At 26.6% G+C, this 18613-nt stretch carries 16 protein-coding genes and 1 rRNA gene; 6 read left to right on the top strand and 11 right to left on the bottom strand.

Translation table 11 applies throughout. From position 1 onward, the window contains the following. Positions 1–41: 41 nt before the first annotated feature. Entirely contained in the window at positions 42–620 is a 579-nt protein-coding gene (locus tag SPJ33_RS00360; RefSeq protein ID WP_321115980.1) for an alpha/beta hydrolase, read from the bottom strand. A gap of 42 nt (positions 621–662) precedes the next feature. Then, positions 663–1433: a staygreen family protein gene (locus SPJ33_RS00355; protein WP_321115979.1), complete on the bottom strand. Its 771-nt coding sequence runs from the start codon at positions 1431–1433 to the stop codon at positions 663–665. 129 nt (positions 1434–1562) lie between these two features. Between SPJ33_RS00355 and SPJ33_RS00350 the strand changes: the two genes are divergently transcribed. The 3 genes from SPJ33_RS00350 (at position 1563) to SPJ33_RS00340 (ending at position 5451) form a co-directional block, all read left to right on the top strand. After that, positions 1563–2291 carry a lysophospholipid acyltransferase family protein gene (locus SPJ33_RS00350; protein WP_321115978.1) on the top strand — a complete coding sequence of 243 codons (729 nt, stop codon included), beginning with the start codon at positions 1563–1565 and terminating at the stop codon, positions 2289–2291. Positions 2292–2441: 150 nt separating this feature from the next. Beyond that, entirely contained in the window at positions 2442–3494 is a 1053-nt protein-coding gene (locus SPJ33_RS00345; protein ID WP_321115977.1) for a hypothetical protein, read from the top strand. 349 nt (positions 3495–3843) lie between these two features. Next, positions 3844–5451: an SH3 domain-containing protein gene (locus tag SPJ33_RS00340; protein WP_321115976.1), complete on the top strand. Its 1608-nt coding sequence runs from the start codon at positions 3844–3846 to the stop codon at positions 5449–5451. Between the two features lie 86 nt (positions 5452–5537). Here SPJ33_RS00340 and SPJ33_RS00335 read toward each other — a convergent pair whose 3' ends face one another. Continuing rightward, positions 5538–6887: an MATE family efflux transporter gene (locus SPJ33_RS00335; protein WP_321115975.1), complete on the bottom strand. Its 1350-nt coding sequence runs from the start codon at positions 6885–6887 to the stop codon at positions 5538–5540. Between the two features lie 496 nt (positions 6888–7383). On the opposite strand from SPJ33_RS00335, the gene SPJ33_RS00330 reads away from it, so the two are divergent. Then, the gene (locus SPJ33_RS00330; protein ID WP_321115974.1) at positions 7384–8247 is read left to right on the top strand and encodes a DMT family transporter; all 864 of its coding nucleotides are present in this window, start codon (positions 7384–7386) and stop codon (positions 8245–8247) included. A gap of 47 nt (positions 8248–8294) precedes the next feature. Here SPJ33_RS00330 and SPJ33_RS00325 read toward each other — a convergent pair whose 3' ends face one another. Both SPJ33_RS00325 and SPJ33_RS00320 read right to left on the bottom strand, forming a co-directional pair. After that, a complete protein-coding gene (locus tag SPJ33_RS00325; RefSeq protein WP_321115973.1) occupies positions 8295–9800 on the bottom strand; it encodes a YfcC family protein in 1506 nt (501 codons plus the stop codon). Between the two features lie 856 nt (positions 9801–10656). Then, the gene (locus tag SPJ33_RS00320) at positions 10657–12054 is read right to left on the bottom strand and encodes an NAD(P)/FAD-dependent oxidoreductase (RefSeq protein ID WP_321115972.1); all 1398 of its coding nucleotides are present in this window, start codon (positions 12052–12054) and stop codon (positions 10657–10659) included. Between the two features lie 238 nt (positions 12055–12292). Here SPJ33_RS00320 and SPJ33_RS00315 point away from each other — a divergent pair, with 238 nt between their 5' ends. Then, positions 12293–13036, top strand: a complete 744-nt coding sequence (locus SPJ33_RS00315; RefSeq protein ID WP_321115971.1) for a gamma-glutamyl-gamma-aminobutyrate hydrolase family protein — start codon at positions 12293–12295, stop codon at positions 13034–13036. An 83-nt stretch (positions 13037–13119) separates the two neighbouring features. Here the strand turns inward: SPJ33_RS00315 and hcp are convergent, their stop codons facing one another. From hcp to SPJ33_RS00290, 5 genes are all read right to left on the bottom strand, one after another. Then, positions 13120–14769 (bottom strand): hydroxylamine reductase, encoded by a 1650-nt coding sequence (gene hcp, locus SPJ33_RS00310; protein ID WP_321115970.1) that lies wholly within the window; start codon positions 14767–14769, stop codon positions 13120–13122. Between the two features lie 207 nt (positions 14770–14976). Further along, complete coding sequence (locus tag SPJ33_RS00305) at positions 14977–15738, bottom strand: DUF438 domain-containing protein (RefSeq protein WP_321115969.1); 762 nt, start codon at positions 15736–15738, stop codon at positions 14977–14979. A gap of 18 nt (positions 15739–15756) precedes the next feature. Next, positions 15757–16452 (bottom strand): iron-sulfur cluster repair di-iron protein, encoded by a 696-nt coding sequence (gene ric, locus SPJ33_RS00300; RefSeq protein ID WP_321115968.1) that lies wholly within the window; start codon positions 16450–16452, stop codon positions 15757–15759. Between the two features lie 177 nt (positions 16453–16629). Next, positions 16630–17346: a Crp/Fnr family transcriptional regulator gene (locus SPJ33_RS00295; RefSeq protein WP_321115967.1), complete on the bottom strand. Its 717-nt coding sequence runs from the start codon at positions 17344–17346 to the stop codon at positions 16630–16632. Positions 17347–17514: 168 nt separating this feature from the next. Then, the gene (locus SPJ33_RS00290) at positions 17515–17787 is read right to left on the bottom strand and encodes a DUF1653 domain-containing protein (protein ID WP_321115966.1); all 273 of its coding nucleotides are present in this window, start codon (positions 17785–17787) and stop codon (positions 17515–17517) included. A 217-nt stretch (positions 17788–18004) separates the two neighbouring features. On the opposite strand from SPJ33_RS00290, the gene SPJ33_RS00285 reads away from it, so the two are divergent. Further along, positions 18005–18385 (top strand): hypothetical protein, encoded by a 381-nt coding sequence (locus tag SPJ33_RS00285; protein ID WP_321115965.1) that lies wholly within the window; start codon positions 18005–18007, stop codon positions 18383–18385. A gap of 19 nt (positions 18386–18404) precedes the next feature. Here the strand turns inward: SPJ33_RS00285 and rrf are convergent. Next, positions 18405–18521: ribosomal RNA gene (gene rrf, locus SPJ33_RS00280) — 5S ribosomal RNA — on the bottom strand. Positions 18522–18613 lie beyond the last annotated feature (92 nt).

Here is an 18613-nt window from a genome sequence, read left to right as displayed (position 1 = left end):
ATTTAATCTTAAATTTTTGAAAATATATAATAAATTTATTCTTATTCTTTTAATTCAGTTAACATTTTAATTAGCTCTTTACTATTTTTTAAAATGTCTTCCTTATAATATCTATTACAATAATAATCCTCTATATTAAAGTTTAATACAGTATTACCACATAATACAAGTTGAATATCTTTATTTTTTTTAATTCTATTATAAAAATCCTCAGCTGATTTCTCTCCTTCTTCCACTCCTGATACAATCCATTTTTGTATCTGTTGATTACAATATATTATCTGTTCTCCTAATTTATTTGTATTTAAATTTAAATGAAGTGGTGTTTTCATTATATATACATTAAATCCTCTTTGCGCTATCTCAGCCATAACAGGAATATAAGAATTTTCATCTACATTATTTTGCGGATAAAATATATATCCAACCATAGCTTCCCTCTCTTTTGGTTTAACTAGTATGCTATTATTAAAATTACTAACAGTTATTAAATCACTATTTATACACTTTAATACATCTTCTCTATTTAATTTTGAATAATTTTCTTTTGAAGAAATAAATATTCCTAAAAATAAAATGGTAATAATACTAATAAATAATATTGAAAAAGATTTTTTCATTTCTTTCACCTCTATCTTATTAAGTATTATTACCCAAAAGCATTATATTTTTTCTACTTTTTTTATCTCTACTCTATTAGATATAATTATAAAATCTATTTTAAAATATCCCTCATCTTTGCAATATGCATGAATACTTATATTGTAATCATCTTTATTTCTGCTACTAATTGATTTTTCTACGCTTACTAAGTCTACGTCCTCTCTTGTAAAGTTAATTCTATTTTTTGTTTCATAATATATAGCTCTATTTATATAAGGTATTAAAAGCGCTATAATAGCCTCTTTATAGTTATTTTTATAAACTTCATCTCTAATATCATTATCTCTTTTACTCATATTATTTTTATCTTCTATATAATTATCAATATAATCTTTAACCTTTCCCCAGAATTCTATCTTATTAAAAGCATCTTGTTTTGAATTAAAATATACTATAATAGGAGATTCTTTTAATTCTCTATATTTATAAAAAAATCTCTTATCTCCATAAATAATGCTTTTTATTGCTGATTTAAGATGTTTTCTAAACACCTCATTTCTCTTCTCTGCACTAGTAGATTGACCTAAAGGAGGATCAATATATAAATCTATTTTTAAAATATATTTATTTCCTATTTTAGTCCATTCAGCTAAGACTTCATCCCTAAGTGGTCCTATTTTATTGTATGCAAATTTTAGGCCTATATCTAAAAACATATCTCCTGTTTCATCTGAATGTGTAAGTGTATAACATCTTGGTATTATAGGTTCATCTAATGTAACTCCTTCCATAAAAACTACATTAAGCTTATTTGTTAAAAAATCACTCATAAGATCACCTACTTTTTATATCTTAATTAAAATATATGTATTTCTATTTTCTTTAGTTCTTTTAAATTTTTACAATTTATAATATACTTTTCTATGTAATTTATTTAAAGTTTAGAAAGGATTTGTATTATGTTAAGATCAATACTTTTTTATCCTGGAGTAATTCTTAGTTTAATTATTTCTCCTATTGCACTAATCAGAATAAAATATTTAGAAATCAGAGGAAAAGATAAAGAAAGAACTAATGCGATTTTTAAGATAACTCATTCATGGGCAAAATATGTTATGTGGTTTAGCGGTGCTAAGATTAATGTACATGGAAGAGAAAATATTATAAGAGATGAGGCAGTTTTATTTGTTTCAAATCATCAAAGTTACTTTGATATACCATTAATAATGAGTACAATAGATGTACCTCAAGGATTTATAGCAAAAAAAGAATTAGAAAAATGGCCTTTTGTTAGTATGTGGATGAAATATATGCATTGTGTATTTATGGATAGAGAAAATATTAGAAAATCAGCTGAAGCAATTGTACAAGGTATTCAAATTCTTAAGTCTGGATATTCAATGTTTATTTTCCCTGAAGGCACTAGAAGCAAAGGAAAATCTACAGCTAGTTTCAAAGCAGGTAGCTTTAAATTAGCTTTAAAATCAAAGGTTAAAATAATACCTGTTACTATAAATGGTTCATATAAATTATTAGATGCTAATGGTGGAAAAATCAAAGCATCTGATGTAGAAGTATATATACATGAACCTATCGATGTAACTAAGCTTTCAAAAGAAGAAATATCAGAATTACACAGTACAGTTAGAGATATAATAGTCTCAAAATTGCCTAAAGATCAACAATAAAAGAAGGGATTTTTTCCTTCTTTTTTAATTAATCAAAATTTTAATAAATTATTATTTTTTTACACTTTATTCAATTCATTTGGTAAATATTTTCATATTTATAATTTATAATGTATTTGCATTTATTCTTATAATGGAGGTATAAAATTTATGAATAAATTAATTATAGGGGTACTTATTTTAGGAAGTATGCTGACTGTATCAGGTTGTGCAAGTAAATCATCAGATGTTGATTCTAATAATGCACAAATTGAACAATATCAAATAAAAGATGATTCATCAAATAGTAACATTAATGATAATGCTAATAATTCTACTACTGATAATAAAAAACAAAATAATAAAGTTGATACTTCTAAAAGTGATGATTCAGAAAAAAACAATTCTAAATCAGATAACTCTAAATCAAATGATTCTAAAGATAATATAAAAAAGGATCAAACTAAAAATAACTCTAATGATAAGAAATCACAAGATGATAGTTCTATAAATAACAAAAATAAAACAGATAATTACGAAAATAATACAACTACTAGTAATTCTGCGAAAAAAGAAACTATATCTAATAATGATATAAATGAAGAAAAATCAACAGATGATACTTCTTCTAAAAAAAGTTATACTAATTTATCTAAAAATACAGATTCAATTAGCTCAAGCTCAACTACTTCAAGTTCAAATACTTCAAATCTAAGCAACAATAAGAAAACTGCAGTAAAACCAACTACTACACCAACTAAAGAGCAAGCTGAAATAGCTAAAAAAACCAGTACTCCTAGTAAAAATAAAGTAGTTAAAGATAGAGTAACTCAAAATAATAAACAATCTTCTACTGATGATATGCAAGATTATTATGGAACATGGGTTATAAGTGAGGTTATTGGTTATACAAGAATAAGTACAAACAATACAAGTCCACTTAATAAAACATTGGTTTTAGGAAAAAATAGTTATACTAATAATTCATTTAACTTTACTATAGAAAATCCTAAATATTTGATAACTAATATTTCTAAAACATCTTTCTGCAATGGATATAAATTAAATTCATTACAAGGTACAGGATTAAGTGGAGATACTATAACAGCTTTAGACATAAATAGCTCAACTAATCCTAATAGTGATTTTGATGAACTATATATTCAAAATGGATACCTTGTATATCTTCAAGATGGCGTATTCTTTAAATGCGTTAAACAATAAAAATCTAAACAAAAGAAAAGACACGGCTTATTTCCAATAAATAAGCTGTGTCCTGTAATCAATTGTCCAAGTTCTCACTCCTTGATTACATTATTATATTTGCCTAAAATTCTTTTATTTATTCATTTATAAGAAAATTTTTATAATATCATTTAAAATCTAATTTCTTTATCTTATTATAAAAAAATATTAAACAGGACTATAGATATAACCATATATTAACTTTATTTTAATAAATTGTGAATTTAAAATTAATTTATTAAAAATTCTATTTAAGGAATTACTTGGTTATGTAATATATTATATGTATAAACTTACAATTATTAACTTAAGATAAAGGAGTAATATTATGAAATCAAAATTATTAAAAGGTTTAATAACCTTATCTCTATCTATTTCTACAATTTTAGGATCCACGTTACTCTCTTCTAAAGATATAGTAGCCCACGCTTCATCTAAGGTAGTAGTAACTGCTAGCGTATTAAATATTAGAGAAAAACAAAATACATCATCAAAAATAATTGGTACTGTAAGAAAAGGACAGAAATTAGAAGTATTAAAAAGCAATTCAAAATGGAGTCAAATTAAACTTAATAAAAAAATAGGCTATGTTTCTAATGATTACATATCAATATTAAATTGTACCTCAACAACAAAAAACATAAAATCTAAAAGTATCCAAACAAAAAAAGTACAATCTAAAAGAATAACACCTAATAGAGTACAAACTAAAGAAAATACTTCAAATACAAGTAACTATAATGCAACTGTAACGGCAAGCAACTTGAATTTTAGAAAAACTGCTTCTGTAAAAAGTTCAATTATAGGAACTATAAAAAAAGGTAGCAAAGTTAAAGTAATTACATTAAATGGAGATTGGGCATACATAGAATATAACGGCAAAAAAGGGTATGTTTCAAAACAATATCTAAAAATTTCACCTAACTCAAATCCAATTCAAGAAAAAACGACTAAAACTAATATAGTAACTACAAAGAATACAAACAAGAATTCTATAAAATTAACTAATAAGAATAATATAAATACAACTTCCAAAAAGACTTCAAAACCAACCCCAATAAAAGTAGCTTATGTAACAGCAAGTAACCTTAATGTCAGAAGTGGTAAAGGAACAAATTATGGGATAAAAGCTATATTACCTAATGGAACAAAGGTAGAAATTTTACAAGAAACAGGAGATTGGTCTAAAATCAAATATGGAAATTCAGAAGGATATGTTGCAAGTAGATACTTAACTTCAAATAAAATATATAATACCACTGAAGTGCATAACACCGTTAAAACAGATACAACTATAAAAAATAATTCTAATATAAATCAAACTGATTGGGTATCTAAACTTAAAGTATCTAAACAAACAAATCAATTGGTCACTGTCCAAGCAACTGGTACTAATGCAGTAGTTCAATTTCACCAAAAAGATTCTAAGGGTAAATGGAGTAAGGTATTTGATGTTAATGGTTATATAGGATATAACGGATTAGGTAATCCAACCACAAGAAGAGAAGGTGATCGTACAACACCAACTGGAGTTTATGACTTTGGTCAGTTATTTGGTGTGGCCCCTAATCCAGGAACTAAAATGCAATATACACAATTAACTCCTAATCACTGGTGGGTAGGTGATTCTAACTCAAAGTACTTTAATACATTGCAAGATAGACGTGTTACAGGCAAAAGCTGGTCTACTGATGGAGGAGAGGCTATAATCGATAAGCCTGGAGCATATAAATATGGAATAGCAATAAACTTTAATATGAATAGAAAAACAGCCTATAGAGGTTGGGGAATACATTTTCACTGTATAGCTGGTAGTAGTCATAGTACAGCCGGTTGTGTAGAAATACCACCATCATTTATGAAAGAATTTTTACAACAAGTAGAACCTGGTGCTAAAATAGTAATTTCAACACCAAATGGTATATATAATTATTAAATGTTTATATAATAAAATTCAATATAATAAAGAGTAGTACCTTAATTAAGATACTACTCTTTTTATAATTTACAAAATAAATTCTATTAAACTAATACTCTAACCCATTTTCCTGATTTTAATCTTGTAAATTCAAATATTATTTTAACTATTTCTTCTAAGCAAATTAAGAAATATACAAATGTTACAGGTAAATTTAAAATAGTAGCACCTAAAAATGCTATTGGTACTGCAAATCCCCAAATCGTTCCTGCTTGTACTAACATTGAATAAGTAGTATCTCCACCACCTCTAAATACTCCAACTATCATCACTACATTAAAGAATCTTATTGGACAAAATAACCCCATAATATAAAGTATTTTCATTGTATCATTATAAGTTTCCATACTTACATTAAATGGTGCAATTATAAATTTAGCTGACAACCATATTGCTAGACCTATAGATAACCCTATTATTGGTGATAATAATCCAAGCTTTTTAGAATAATCAATTGCAACTTCGTTTTCTCCTGCTCCAATTTTATTTCCAACCATAATTGATGCAGCTGTTGCAAGTCCTATACAAAGAACCATAAACATATTATTTAAAGTTGTTGCTATCTGCATAGTTGCTACAGCGCTTGTCCCAATTTGTGCATAAGCGATTGAAAATGCAGTCATTCCACAAGACCAAATAAGTTCATTTAATATTGTTGGAGTTGCTGCGCTAAAGTATCTTTTAATAAAATTCTTATCAAAATCAATCATTTCTTTTAGTTTTGCTGCAACCTTATTTTTTTGTATATAGATAATGCTTATTATAAATGTCATCTCTATTCCACGAGCTAACATAGTTGCAAGTGCTGCCCCGTTTACCCCCATACTCGGCATTCCTAAATTTCCAAAAATAAATACCCAGTTTAAAAATGCATTACTTAAAACCCCAATTAAACTTGCATACATAGTTATTCTAGGTTGTTCTGTACTTCTTAAAGCTGATGAAAATGCCATAGTTAGATTAGTAAATATGTAACTAATTGATACTATCTTAAGATATGATGAACCAAGAGCTATAACATTTGGATCTTTTGATAAAATCATCATTATTTTATCTGCAAAAAAGAATGCTCCTACTCCAAATATTATAGTTGCTATAAAACTAACAAATATATTAAGTCCTAGCATACTTTTTATGTTTTTTTCATCTCTTTTTCCCCAATATTGTGCCATAAATACACTAGCACCAGCATTGATCCCAGTTAAAACTAACATAAAAATAAAGAAATATTGGTTAGCAAGTCCAACTGATGCAATAGCCTCTTCTCCTAGCTTACCAATCATTAAGTTATCAACTAAATTTAATGAAGATGTAATAAAACTTTGTAAAGTTATTGGTAATGCTAGAGTTAGCATAGTTTTAATAAATTTCTTATCTCTAATTATTTCTTTCATATTTTCCCTCCCTTTATAAATAAAAAAGCAAATGGGTAGTCTAGCCGCCCATCTGCTTAAGTTAACCAAAATATTCTAATTTTTAGCTATTAACTATTTTCCATTATTTAATAAATTATGTCAATAGTTAATAAAATGTAAACAAAAATTTTTTTAAAAGTACAATTTTAAATCAAATTACTTATTTTACTTTTTATTTTAAATTTTAATTTTTTTGGTATTAAGGTTAAAGAAAGTCTATATCAGTTTAATAACATGAAAAGATATAAGAAATAAAATATTTTTGTATATTTATATTTTTAGATTTATATTTATTTATTTTTTATTTTTCTTTTAATTTATATATAATTTTATATTTTTTATACTATTTATTTGTATTTCTACACCTACTTAACTTTTCTTTATTATTAATGTACAATATTATTTAGTTTTAGCTTTATACAAATGTATAATTTATATAAAACTGAAAATATTTTTAGTTAGGAGGTCATGTGATTTGTCTAAATTACTTAGTAATAAAGGAAAAGCTATATTATTTATGGTATTATCCGCTTTCTTTTTTACTACTATGAATGTATTTGGTAAACTAGCCTCTGGAGTTACTCCTTATCAAAAGACATTCTTAACAAATGTTGTTGCAACAGTAATAGTTTGCATAATTATAATTAAAAGAAAGGCATTATTTTTAGGACATAAAGGCAATAGAAAATACCTATTTTTAAGAGGCTTAATGGGTACTATATCTATATGTGCATTTTATTTTTCTTTAGATCATTTATTATTATCTGATGCAACCATGTTAAATAAATTAAGCCCATTCTTTACAATAATTTTCTCATTCCTTTATTTAAAGGAAAAGATTACAGGAAAGCAATTAATATTCTTGCTTTTAGCTTTTTGTGGTAGTTTATTAGTAATTAAACCTCATTTTAATTCTTCAGTAATCCCATCACTTATGGGAATAGTAGCTGCAGCTTCCGCTGGTCTTGCATATACTATGATTAGAGTTATTGGAGATAAAGAAGATTTCTTTACTGTTATTTTATCTTTTACAGGAATTGCAACAATAGTTTGTGCTCCATTTATGTTTTTTAATACATCGGCACTTACTCTATCAAATATAATATATCTTATAATTGCTGGTCTTTGTTTTGTTCTTGGACAAGTATTTTTAACTCTTGCCTATAGAAATGCTCCAGCATCTGAAATATCTATGTTTGATTATATTTCTCTAATAATAGCTGCTGTATATGGATTTATATTATTTAATGAAATTCCAGATATTTTTTCAGTAATTGGATACATAGTAATTGTTTCAGCTTCATTCTTAAATATAATAGTTAAGAGTAAAAAAGCTTAAAATAAAAACTCATCATCTTAAAAATAAGATGATGAGTTTTTGTTTTTTTAAAAATGTACTTGAACTAACAATAATGCTGCTGCAAATACTGCTACAATAATCATTAATGGCATTATAAATTTAAGCCACTTATTATAAGTAACATCAACCATAGCTAATGTTGCTAATATAAGACCTGTTGGAGTTATAAATGATATTAATCCTTGACCAAATTGATATGCACTTACTATTACATCTCTTGGAAGTCCTACTGTATCTGCAAGTGGTGCCATAATAGGAATAGATAATACTGCAAGACCTGAAGAAGATGGAATAAAGAATCCTAATATAATAAATATTACAAGCATTAGTATTATAAATATTGAACCATTCATATTATTAACTAATAATGAGAAATAATTAAGTAAAGTATCTGAAATTTGACCATTTTCAAGAATTAAATTTATAGATCTTGCAACTCCTATTACAAGTGCAACTCCTACTAAGTCACCTGCTCCAGCTACAAAATTATTTACAAATTCTTTCTCATTTAAATCTGATATAAATCCAAGTATTATACCAACAATAAGGAATAATGCAGTCATTTCTGTGAACCACCATCCCTTCATTGAAACACCGTATACCATTACAACAAAAGCTAATGCAAATATAATAAGCATTAATTTTAATCTAAATGTAAATTTAGGAACATCTTTTATTGATTCATTTAAAAATCTCTTTTCAATTTCTTGCTTTTGATCATATATAAGTGATTTACTTGGGTCATTCTTTACTTTATTAGCATATTTGATTATGTAAACTAAAGTTATAATTGTTGCTATTACTAATCCAATTATTCTAAATGATAATCCTTCTGTAAAATTAATACCTGCTGAATTTGATGCTATAACTGATGAAAATGGGTTTACTGTTGAGAACATACTTCCTATAGATGAACCCATATATATAGTTGCTATACACACTATCGCATCATATCCTGCAATTAAGAATATCGGCATTAATATAGGATAAAGTGCTATAGTTTCTTCTGCAAGACCAAAAGTTGTACCACCAATTACTATTAAAACATTTAATAATATAATTAATATATATTCTTTTCCTTTAGTAGCTTTTGAAAGGCTAGCAATACCTGCATTAAATGTTCCTGTTGCATTTAAAATTCCGATTACTCCACCTATAATTAATATAAACATTATTATATCGATAGTGTCATATGTACCTTGTATTGGTGCTTCTATAACCTCTTTTATACCCTGTGGCTTTTGTTTTACCCTTTCATATGTATTTGGTATAGCTACAGGCTTATTTATACTTTCATCAACAAATTTATTTAGCCCTATTTTTATTCCTAATTGATCTAAAGTTTGTTGTGTTGCTGGTTTAGCACTTGTTTTCCCATCAGGCATAGTTATCGTGAAGTTATTATCTTCTTTATTATAAGCTAGCTTAGCATATGACCCAGCAGGAACTATATAAGTTAAAACTGCTGATAGAATTAATACAATAAATAATACCGTAAATGCTGTTGGGAAGCTTAATTTCTTCTTTTTCATTTATATTTCCTCATTAATTTTATAAATTTATCTGTATAATTATACAATTATAACAAAGTATAATAATTAAATTGTTAATAAAATAAAGATATTATATAAATTTTTATTTATATTTGTATTATTTATATATATTTGTCTAATATCTCATTGCTTAGTTTATCCTATATATAAAATAAAATTCTATTGCTTGATATGCATTTTCTTATATTTATTAAAGTTATAATAAATATACATTTGTTATTTTAAAAATTTAATTTTTTAAACTCCATAAGCCTAATTGGTATTTTTTTGCTTAAAATATAAATATTTTATGTTACATATATGGCTAAACTATTATTTGCATTCAAAAATTAATAATACTTATTATTGATAAAATTGGCTTAAATACTAACTTAAGGGCTATATCTCAATCTATGTTTAAATTTTTTTCTTAAAATAAATTCAAAATATGTAACAAAGCTTTTACTTACAAAGCTTTTATAACAATCGCATTTAATAAATATAGTATTTTCTTGATATTTTATTATTTAATCAATCTATTTCCTTTATATTATTTATTTTTTTATCTTTAATATTTACTTTTTTAAAATTTACATTCTTTGCATTTAATATTTCATAGTATTATGATTAAACCATAGAACGGAACAAAAAAATATATAAATTTGTGCCCCCTTTATTAAATATAAATTTATATAGATTTAATCCCTAAATTACATGCTTAAAAAAGACTGCGCTAAAGTTACACTTATTAAATAACTTTAGCGCAGTTCTTTTATCTCTTATATTTTTACAAATAAAAAGACTTAGAAAATAATTCTAAATCTTTTCAAATAATATTCTCAATACTATATATTTTTTATGCTAACTTTTCTCCCATCATTACACCCATAGCTGAAGCCATCATAAGACCTCTAGTCCAACCACTAGAATCTCCTAGACAGTATAACCCATTAATGCTTGTCTCAAAATTCTTATCTATTATAACCTTATTACTATAAAATTTAATTTCTGGTCCATATAAAAGTGTCTCTTCACTTGCAAAACCAGGAACTACTACATTTAATGCCTCTATAAAGTTTATTATATTAGTCATTGTTCTATATGGCATAGCTGATGTTAAATCACCTGCTACTGCATCTGGAAGAGTATGCTTTACATTTGATCTATCAAGCTCTTTTTGCCAAGTTCTCTTTCCTGCTAATATGTCACCATATCTTTGAACTAATATACTTCCATTACCAAGCATATTTACAAGCTCTGCAACCTTTTTTCCATACTCTATAGGTTGATTAAAAGGCTCTTCAAAGTTATGTGAACTAAGTATAGCAAGATTAGTATTATCTGACTTTATATCTTTATATGAATGTCCATTTACTATTGCCATATTGTTATCATAATTTTCTTGTGAAACAAATCCCCCTGGATTTTGACAGAATGTTCTTACTTTATCCTTAAATGGAGCTGGATAACCAATAAGCTTTGATTCATATAAAGTCTTGTTTACACTTTCCATAACTTCATTTCTAAGCTCAACACGAACACCAATATCTACAGTACCTGCTTTATGTTCTATATTATGATTTATACACATATCATTAAGCCAATCAGCACCTTTTCTTCCCGTTGCAACAACAACAGAATCTGAATAAAGCTCTTCACATTCCTTCTTAGTTATTGAATCTAATATTTTAACACCTTTAATTCTTCCATTCTCTATTATTAAATCTTCTACTAAAGTATTAAATTTCATTTCTATTCCATTATCTAATAAGTGTTGCTGTATCTTTAAGTAAATCTCTTGTGCCTTCTCTGTTCCTAAATGTCTTATAGGACAATCAACAAGCTTTAGATTTGCTTCAATAGCTTTTCTTCTAATTTCTTTTACAGCTTCTAAATTATCTAGCCCCTCTACTCTGCTATCTGCACCAAATTCAAGATATATCTTATCTGTATAATCTATGTATTCTTGAACTACTTTGCTACCTATAAGTTCTGGTAAATCTCCGCCTACTTCATAATTTAATGATAACTTCCCATCAGAGAATGCCCCAGCCCCTGAAAAACCTGTTGTTATATGACAGTATGGTTTACATGAAACACATTTATTAGTTTTTTTCTTAGGACAATGTCTTTTATCTATACTTGTACCTGCTTCTATTATTAGTACCCTCTTATTTGGTTCTCTCTTATTTAATTCTAGTGCAGTAAAAATACCCGCTGGTCCTGCTCCTACTATTATTACATCATAATTCATTCAAAATCCTCCTAACATAAGAAGCTTATCTTAAGTTAATATTCGATATTTCTCGTTTTTATAACCCTTATATGGAAATTTTAATATAATATTTAATTTAAATCAAGTATTATTCGAATATTTTTTTATATATTTATTTTTTTATACGTATTTTACTTATATAACATCTAGCTTTATCATAACCACTTTATTTAGCATATAAATATAGTGACTATCACTAACTAAGGAGGAGTATAAAATGAATATTAGACCAATTATAGGTATATCTGCATCTCTTACACTTGATAGCTCAGAAAGGTTTTTAGGTAGAAGAATTATTTCACTAAATGAAAACTACATTAATGCTATTATTTATTCAGATGGTATACCTTTTGTTCTTCCAATAACCAATAATATAGAAATAATAAAAAATTATGCTAGACTTTTAGATGGTTTATTACTTTCTGGTGGTTATGATATAAATCCTCTAAATTACTTTGAAAATCCTAGCTTAAAACTTGGAAAAACTCTTAACGAAAGAGATGAATTTGAAATTAACCTAATAAAAGAATTTGAAAAGTTAGATAAGCCTATTCTTGGTATTTGTAGAGGAAACCAGATATTAAACGTTGCTCATGGTGGAACACTATATCAAGATATTTCACTAATACAAGGAAGTTTTATTAAGCATAATCAAAATGCATTAGAATATGAAGTTACTCATAAAGTAACTATAAAAGAAGATACAAATTTAATTAAAATAGTTGGAAAAAATATTTTAGTAAATTCTTATCACCATCAATGTATAAAAAAATTAGGTAAAGGTCTTAAAGTAGCTGCAATATCTGATGATAATGTTATAGAAGCAGTTGAAAATATAGATGGTTCTTTTAAACTTGGTATTCAATGGCATCCTGAAATGATATTTAATAAAAACAAAATTATGGCTAAAATATTTAGATGTTTCCTCCTTGAATGTGAAAATAATAAATATAGGTTATAAAAAAGATAGCATGTTAAACATGCTATCTCATAATCTATATTTATATGTCTATACGGTTGTTTAGATGAATAATTTAGTTTAAATTACATTTCAAAGAACATTTTCATGTCATCTTCTACGTTTGTGATTCCACCAATACCGAAGTTTTCAACTAATACTTTAGCTACGTTTGGTGAAAGGAATGCTGGTAGAGTTGGTCCTAAGTGTATGTTCTTAACACCTAAGTGTAATAATGATAATAATACTATTACAGCTTTTTGTTCATACCAAGCTATATTGAATGATAATGGTAATTTATTTATATCGTCTAATCCAAATACTTCAGCAAGTTTTAATGCTATTACTACTAATGAGTATGAGTCATTACATTGTCCTGCATCTAATACTCTTGGAATTCCATTGATATCACCAAGATCTAATTTGTTATATTTGTATTTAGCACATCCTGCAGTAAGAATTACAGTATCCTTTGGTAATTTTTCTGCAAATTCAGTGTAGTAGTTTCTTGATTTAGCTCTACCATCACATCCTGCCATTACGAAGAATCTCTTTATTGCTCCGCTCTTAACAGCATCAACAACTTGATCAGCTAAAGCTAAAACTTGGTTGTGAGCGAATCCACCAACAATTTCTCCTTCTTCTATTTGAGTTGGAGCTTGGCACTTCTTAGCAAGTTCTATTATTTGTGAGAAGTCCTTGTTTCCATTTTCATCCGCTTCTATATGAGCACATCCTTCATATCCAACTGTTCCAGTTGTGAACATTCTATCTTTGTATGAATCCTTAACTGGTGTAATACAGTTAGTTGTCATAAGGATTGGTCCATTAAATGATTCAAATTCTTTGTTTTGTAACCACCAAGCGTTTCCGTAGTTTCCTGCAAAGTGATCATATTTCTTAAATTCTGGGTAGTATTGTCCAGCTAACATTTCACCGTGAGTATAAACATCTACTCCAGTTCCCTTAGTTTGTTCTAATAACATTTGTAAATCTCTTAAGTCGTGTCCTGAGATTAATATACCAGGATTGTTTCTAACTCCGATATCAACTTTAGTTATTTCTGGATGTCCATAAGTTCCTGTGTTTGCTGAATCTAATAAACTCATACCATCAACACCAAACTTACCAGTTTCTAAAGCTAATGCTGTTAATTCATCAGCAGTTAATGAATCATTTAAAGTTTGAACTAAAGCTTTTGCCATAAATCCGTGTATATCTTCATTATTATACCCTAAGTTCATAGCATGCTTCATGTATGCTGACATACCTTTTAATCCGTATACTATAAGTTCTCTTAAGCTTCTTATATCTTCGTTTTCTGTTGAAAGAACTCCTACGCTTGAAGCCTTTTCCATCATTTCTTCTTCTGTAGTTGCAGTCCAAGTTGCACATCCATGGAAGTCATCTCCTACAGGGTTTCCGCCAGCAGCTTGTACCTTTTTCTTTAATTCTTCTCTTAAAACTAAAGTTTCTTTAACTCTATTTTCGATTGCTTTAAAATCGAAGTTAGCATTTGTTATTGTTACAAATAGGTTTTCTGTTATGTATCTATCAACTCTCTTATCGATAACTCCTACTTTTCTACCTTCATTTGATACTGTAGCTAATCCTTTTGTTACAAAAATTAAAAGGTCTTGAATCTTTGCTACTTCTTCATTTTTACCACAAACACCTACTACAGTACAACCTTTGCATCCTGCAGTTTCTTGGCATTGATAACAAAACATTGACATTTTAAATTCCTCCTATATTCAATTATTAAAATTTATAATTATAGATGATTTTTATATTCTTATATTTATGTTTTTATCTTTAGATTTTGTAAGCACTTGCTTACAATACTCAGTATACTCTCATAACATAAATTCTTCTGTAACATTTGTTACTGTTTAATGTTTATTAAAAATTCTATTACAAATCATCTTTAATTTCCATATTTACTAAATTATTTCTTTTGGAGTAAAGCTACAATATCCTATTTCATCGCATCTTTTTTTCATATCTTCCCAAAGTTCTATATCTTTTAAGCTTTCTAATGCTGTAGGATATAAAATTGTGTTTTCTTTAAATATATGGTCTCTTAAATTAAATATTAAATAAGATGTTAAATCTTGTAGCCTTTCTTGAAAATCATCAAATGGAACGTATTCTATACAATTTAATAATTCTCTAATTTCTCTTTTCTTAGCTCTTAAATCATCATGTTCCATTCTCATAATTCTAGTTGGACCAGTAATTTCATTGTTTTCTAATTCTTTGAATAAAACATCTTCTTCTCTCTTATGATGTGGTTCAGCTGCTATTATATTATCTATAGTAGCCTTTAATTCATCAATATATTGTTCATTACCCTTTAGAGAATCTAACTTTTGAACTTCACTATTTAACTCTTCTAATCTAGTTAAAAATTCTAATATTTTATCATGTTCTACTATAAGTGTATTAACAACATGTCCAACTTCTAAGCTATTTTTTATTTTTTCAAGTTCATCCTTTAAAACTTCCATGTGTATATCACATAAATGTCTTAAATCATTAGGATTCATTCCTTCATCAACTAGCTTTTGTTCAGCTATAGATAATTCCACAGGGTCTATATTTTTAACTATTTCTAGCGCTTCTCTTCTTAACTCAGGTGATATATTAGCTGTATTTAACTTTCTTAATACGTTTGTTAATTCATCAATTCTTTCTTGCTTCATATTTAATACCTCTTAAAATTAAAATTCTTTAAATAAAATGCTATTTTCTTTGTGTATATGAACAAATAAATCTTTTTCTAATGCATCTAATTTCTTATACACTAATTTAAATGTTGTACAAGCCCATTCTGGTGTCTTATATCCATTTGTTTCTCTATAAAGATCTTGAAGTATATGACCAGCCCCTGTATGTTCATTTTCAGTTACACCAATGAATTTCATGATTGAATCTCTTAATTCCTTAGATGGATTCTTAGTGTATTCTCTTATCATTGGGAATAATTCTTCTTCTTCTTTTATCAGATGTTCTTCAAGCTCTACCTTTAATGCTCCAAATAATCTATGAACTGTCTTTAATTCTTCTCCACTATGATGATAATGTACTTTTAATATCTTTAATAATAATTGATCTATTTCTAAAAGTTCTCTAAATGTAAAAGCATGATGTACATTAACTATATTGTCTATTAACTTATTTGGATCTTCTTTTCTCCAATCAATATATTCTTCCTTTGAATTTAAAAATTCATCATATTCTTTATTTATTCTATCTACAAAACTTGCTACTTCTATATCCTTATCTACTAATGCCTTTTCAAGAGTTACATCTCCATGACAGCAGTAATCTATTCCTTTTTCATTAAAAATTCTTGCAGCTCCTGGGAATTCAGCTACTATTTCTCCTAATTTTTGTTCTTTATTTAATTTACTCATAAAAATCTCTCCTCACTATTTATAAATATCTCTCGCTTCAAACTAACCTAATTTTAATTTAAATCTTATTAAAGTAATATGATTTAAATCAAAAACTTTTATTTTTAAAATAAATAATTGCAATAAAAAAAAGCTAGTTCATTAAAACTAACTTCATTATATAAATATAATTATATTTTATTCAGACAAATCTTTAATTAAATCCATGTCTTTTATTATTACTACTTTATTTCCTTTTAATTCAATTATATTTTCATTCTCGAATTTAGATAACTTTCTACTTATAGTTTCTCTAGTAACCCCACAATAATTAGCCATATCTTCTCTATTTAAAGGAAGATCAATATGCATTTTTCCATCAACTAATTTCCCGAATTTATTAGAAAACTCTAAAAGCATACTTGCTATTCTAGCATCTACATCTTTAGTTGCAAGAAACTTTGCTAACTCTTCTGTTTCTGCAAGCTTATGAGATAACTCTTTTAAAATTTTCATTGATATTTGAGGATTCATCTTTAATATTTGCTCTAAATTAGATTTTGATAATGTACCTACTTTTGCATTACTTATTGCAGTTGCTGTAAAAGTACTTTCTTTATCATCAAATAAATTTGCCTCACCAAAGAAGTCTCCTTTAGTTAAAATATGTAATATTTGTTCCTTACCACTTTTAGTTACCTTTGAAATTTTAATTTTTCCATCTCTTATAAGAAATAGGTTATCAGACACTTCACCTTCTCTGCAAAGTACCTCACCTTTTATATATTCTCGTTTAATTACTAATTTAATTATATTTGCTAACTCTAAATCAGATAGTGAAGAAAATATTGATATATTTCTCGCACATATTGGTTTTCCTTGATTACAATGATCAAAAGTATATTCCTTTCCCATTGTTACCTCCTAATCATTTGATTTCTTCTACTTATCTTATATGATACCACGCAAAAAATCCTTTTAGAATTAAAAAACAAATATAATACTGTATTTTTACATTATCAACACTTTATTAAATATTATATTATTAGTTAATTATATAAACGATTTATTAATAATAATGTATTAAATTAAACTTTCTTTTATCTTATTGATATCCTCATCATTAATTTCTTGGAATCTATATTTTTGTTTGCAATCAGGATATTTATTTCTATCTACTTCACTTAAAAACATATCTAATGGTCTAACAAATATCCCAAATTCACCATATAAAGCTTTATACACAACTAATTCTTCCATTGTTTCAGAATGTTTTGCAACATCCATCACTAAATATAATTTTCCCTTAAAATGTTTAACAACTTTTCCTTTTAAATTATCTATCGATCTACACATATTTTTCTCTCCTCCTAAAAGAATATTATAAATCAAATATTAAGCATTAAAAACCTATAAATTTCTTCTATTGCTTTAATAATAATTACTTCTATCTTTCACATATAAAAATAATACTTGCTTATAAATATTTATTAGTATTTTTATTATTCAATATACTTTAAAGAATATAATAAACTAAAACAAAATATAATTTCAATTCAAGGAGACAATTTAGATGTTTATTAAATTTAAAGATATAACTAATGAAATTACTATAGACGTAAGAACAAGATCTGAATTTAATAATATGAAATTATTTCAATATAACATTCCAGTAATAAATGAATATAATCATATGAGAATAAAACGTTTTTATCCATTAGCTATACCTATAATATTAATAAGTTTATATAGAAATAGAAATTATATAAAAGCAAATCTATTACTTCTATCAAATAACGGAAAGCTTCCTATAGTAATTGGCTGTTCTAGAGGTAGATTAAGAAGTCCAATTATTTTTTTATACGCAAAATTAATAGGAATAAAACACTGCAAAATCTTATCTGGCGGCATAAAGAATTTATTTTTAAATAAAGAAAAAAGAGATAGTAATTAAACTATCTCTTTCATTACTCACCTGGCAACGTCCTACTCTCCCACACAGTCTCCCGTGCAGTACCATTGGCGCTATAGAGCTTAACTGTCCTGTTCGGAATGGGAAGGAGTGTTTCCTCTATGCCATCATCACCAGATTTCAGATTGTTCTCTGAAAATTGCACATGAATTTTTGTTGATCGTCTTTTTATTGGTCAAGCCCTCGACCTATTAGTATCAGTCAGCTGAA

The organism is Clostridium sp., assembly GCF_034179595.1.
In the GTDB taxonomy this organism is placed as follows: Bacteria; Bacillota; Clostridia; order Clostridiales; family Clostridiaceae; genus Clostridium.
Note: the sequence above shows the minus strand (reverse complement) of the source record. Positions and strands in the feature narration are given on the sequence as shown.

What these genes read in the sequence shown, in the direction of transcription:
- SPJ33_RS00360 (WP_321115980.1), bottom strand. Translation starts at nt 620, where the DNA reads ATGAAAAAATCTTTTTCAATATTATTTATTAGTATTATTACCATTTTA.
- SPJ33_RS00355 (WP_321115979.1), bottom strand. Translation starts at nt 1,433, where the DNA reads ATGAGTGATTTTTTAACAAATAAGCTTAATGTAGTTTTTATGGAAGGA.
- SPJ33_RS00350 (WP_321115978.1), top strand. Translation starts at nt 1,563, where the DNA reads ATGTTAAGATCAATACTTTTTTATCCTGGAGTAATTCTTAGTTTAATT.
- SPJ33_RS00345 (WP_321115977.1), top strand. Translation starts at nt 2,442, where the DNA reads ATGAATAAATTAATTATAGGGGTACTTATTTTAGGAAGTATGCTGACT.
- SPJ33_RS00340 (WP_321115976.1), top strand. Translation starts at nt 3,844, where the DNA reads ATGAAATCAAAATTATTAAAAGGTTTAATAACCTTATCTCTATCTATT.
- SPJ33_RS00335 (WP_321115975.1), bottom strand. Translation starts at nt 6,887, where the DNA reads ATGAAAGAAATAATTAGAGATAAGAAATTTATTAAAACTATGCTAACT.
- SPJ33_RS00325 (WP_321115973.1), bottom strand. Translation starts at nt 9,800, where the DNA reads ATGAAAAAGAAGAAATTAAGCTTCCCAACAGCATTTACGGTATTATTT.
- SPJ33_RS00320 (WP_321115972.1), bottom strand. Translation starts at nt 12,054, where the DNA reads ATGAATTATGATGTAATAATAGTAGGAGCAGGACCAGCGGGTATTTTT.
- SPJ33_RS00315 (WP_321115971.1), top strand. Translation starts at nt 12,293, where the DNA reads ATGAATATTAGACCAATTATAGGTATATCTGCATCTCTTACACTTGAT.
- hcp (WP_321115970.1), bottom strand. Translation starts at nt 14,769, where the DNA reads ATGTCAATGTTTTGTTATCAATGCCAAGAAACTGCAGGATGCAAAGGT.
- SPJ33_RS00305 (WP_321115969.1), bottom strand. Translation starts at nt 15,738, where the DNA reads ATGAAGCAAGAAAGAATTGATGAATTAACAAACGTATTAAGAAAGTTA.
- ric (WP_321115968.1), bottom strand. Translation starts at nt 16,452, where the DNA reads ATGAGTAAATTAAATAAAGAACAAAAATTAGGAGAAATAGTAGCTGAA.
- SPJ33_RS00295 (WP_321115967.1), bottom strand. Translation starts at nt 17,346, where the DNA reads ATGGGAAAGGAATATACTTTTGATCATTGTAATCAAGGAAAACCAATA.
- SPJ33_RS00290 (WP_321115966.1), bottom strand. Translation starts at nt 17,787, where the DNA reads ATGTGTAGATCGATAGATAATTTAAAAGGAAAAGTTGTTAAACATTTT.
- SPJ33_RS00285 (WP_321115965.1), top strand. Translation starts at nt 18,005, where the DNA reads ATGTTTATTAAATTTAAAGATATAACTAATGAAATTACTATAGACGTA.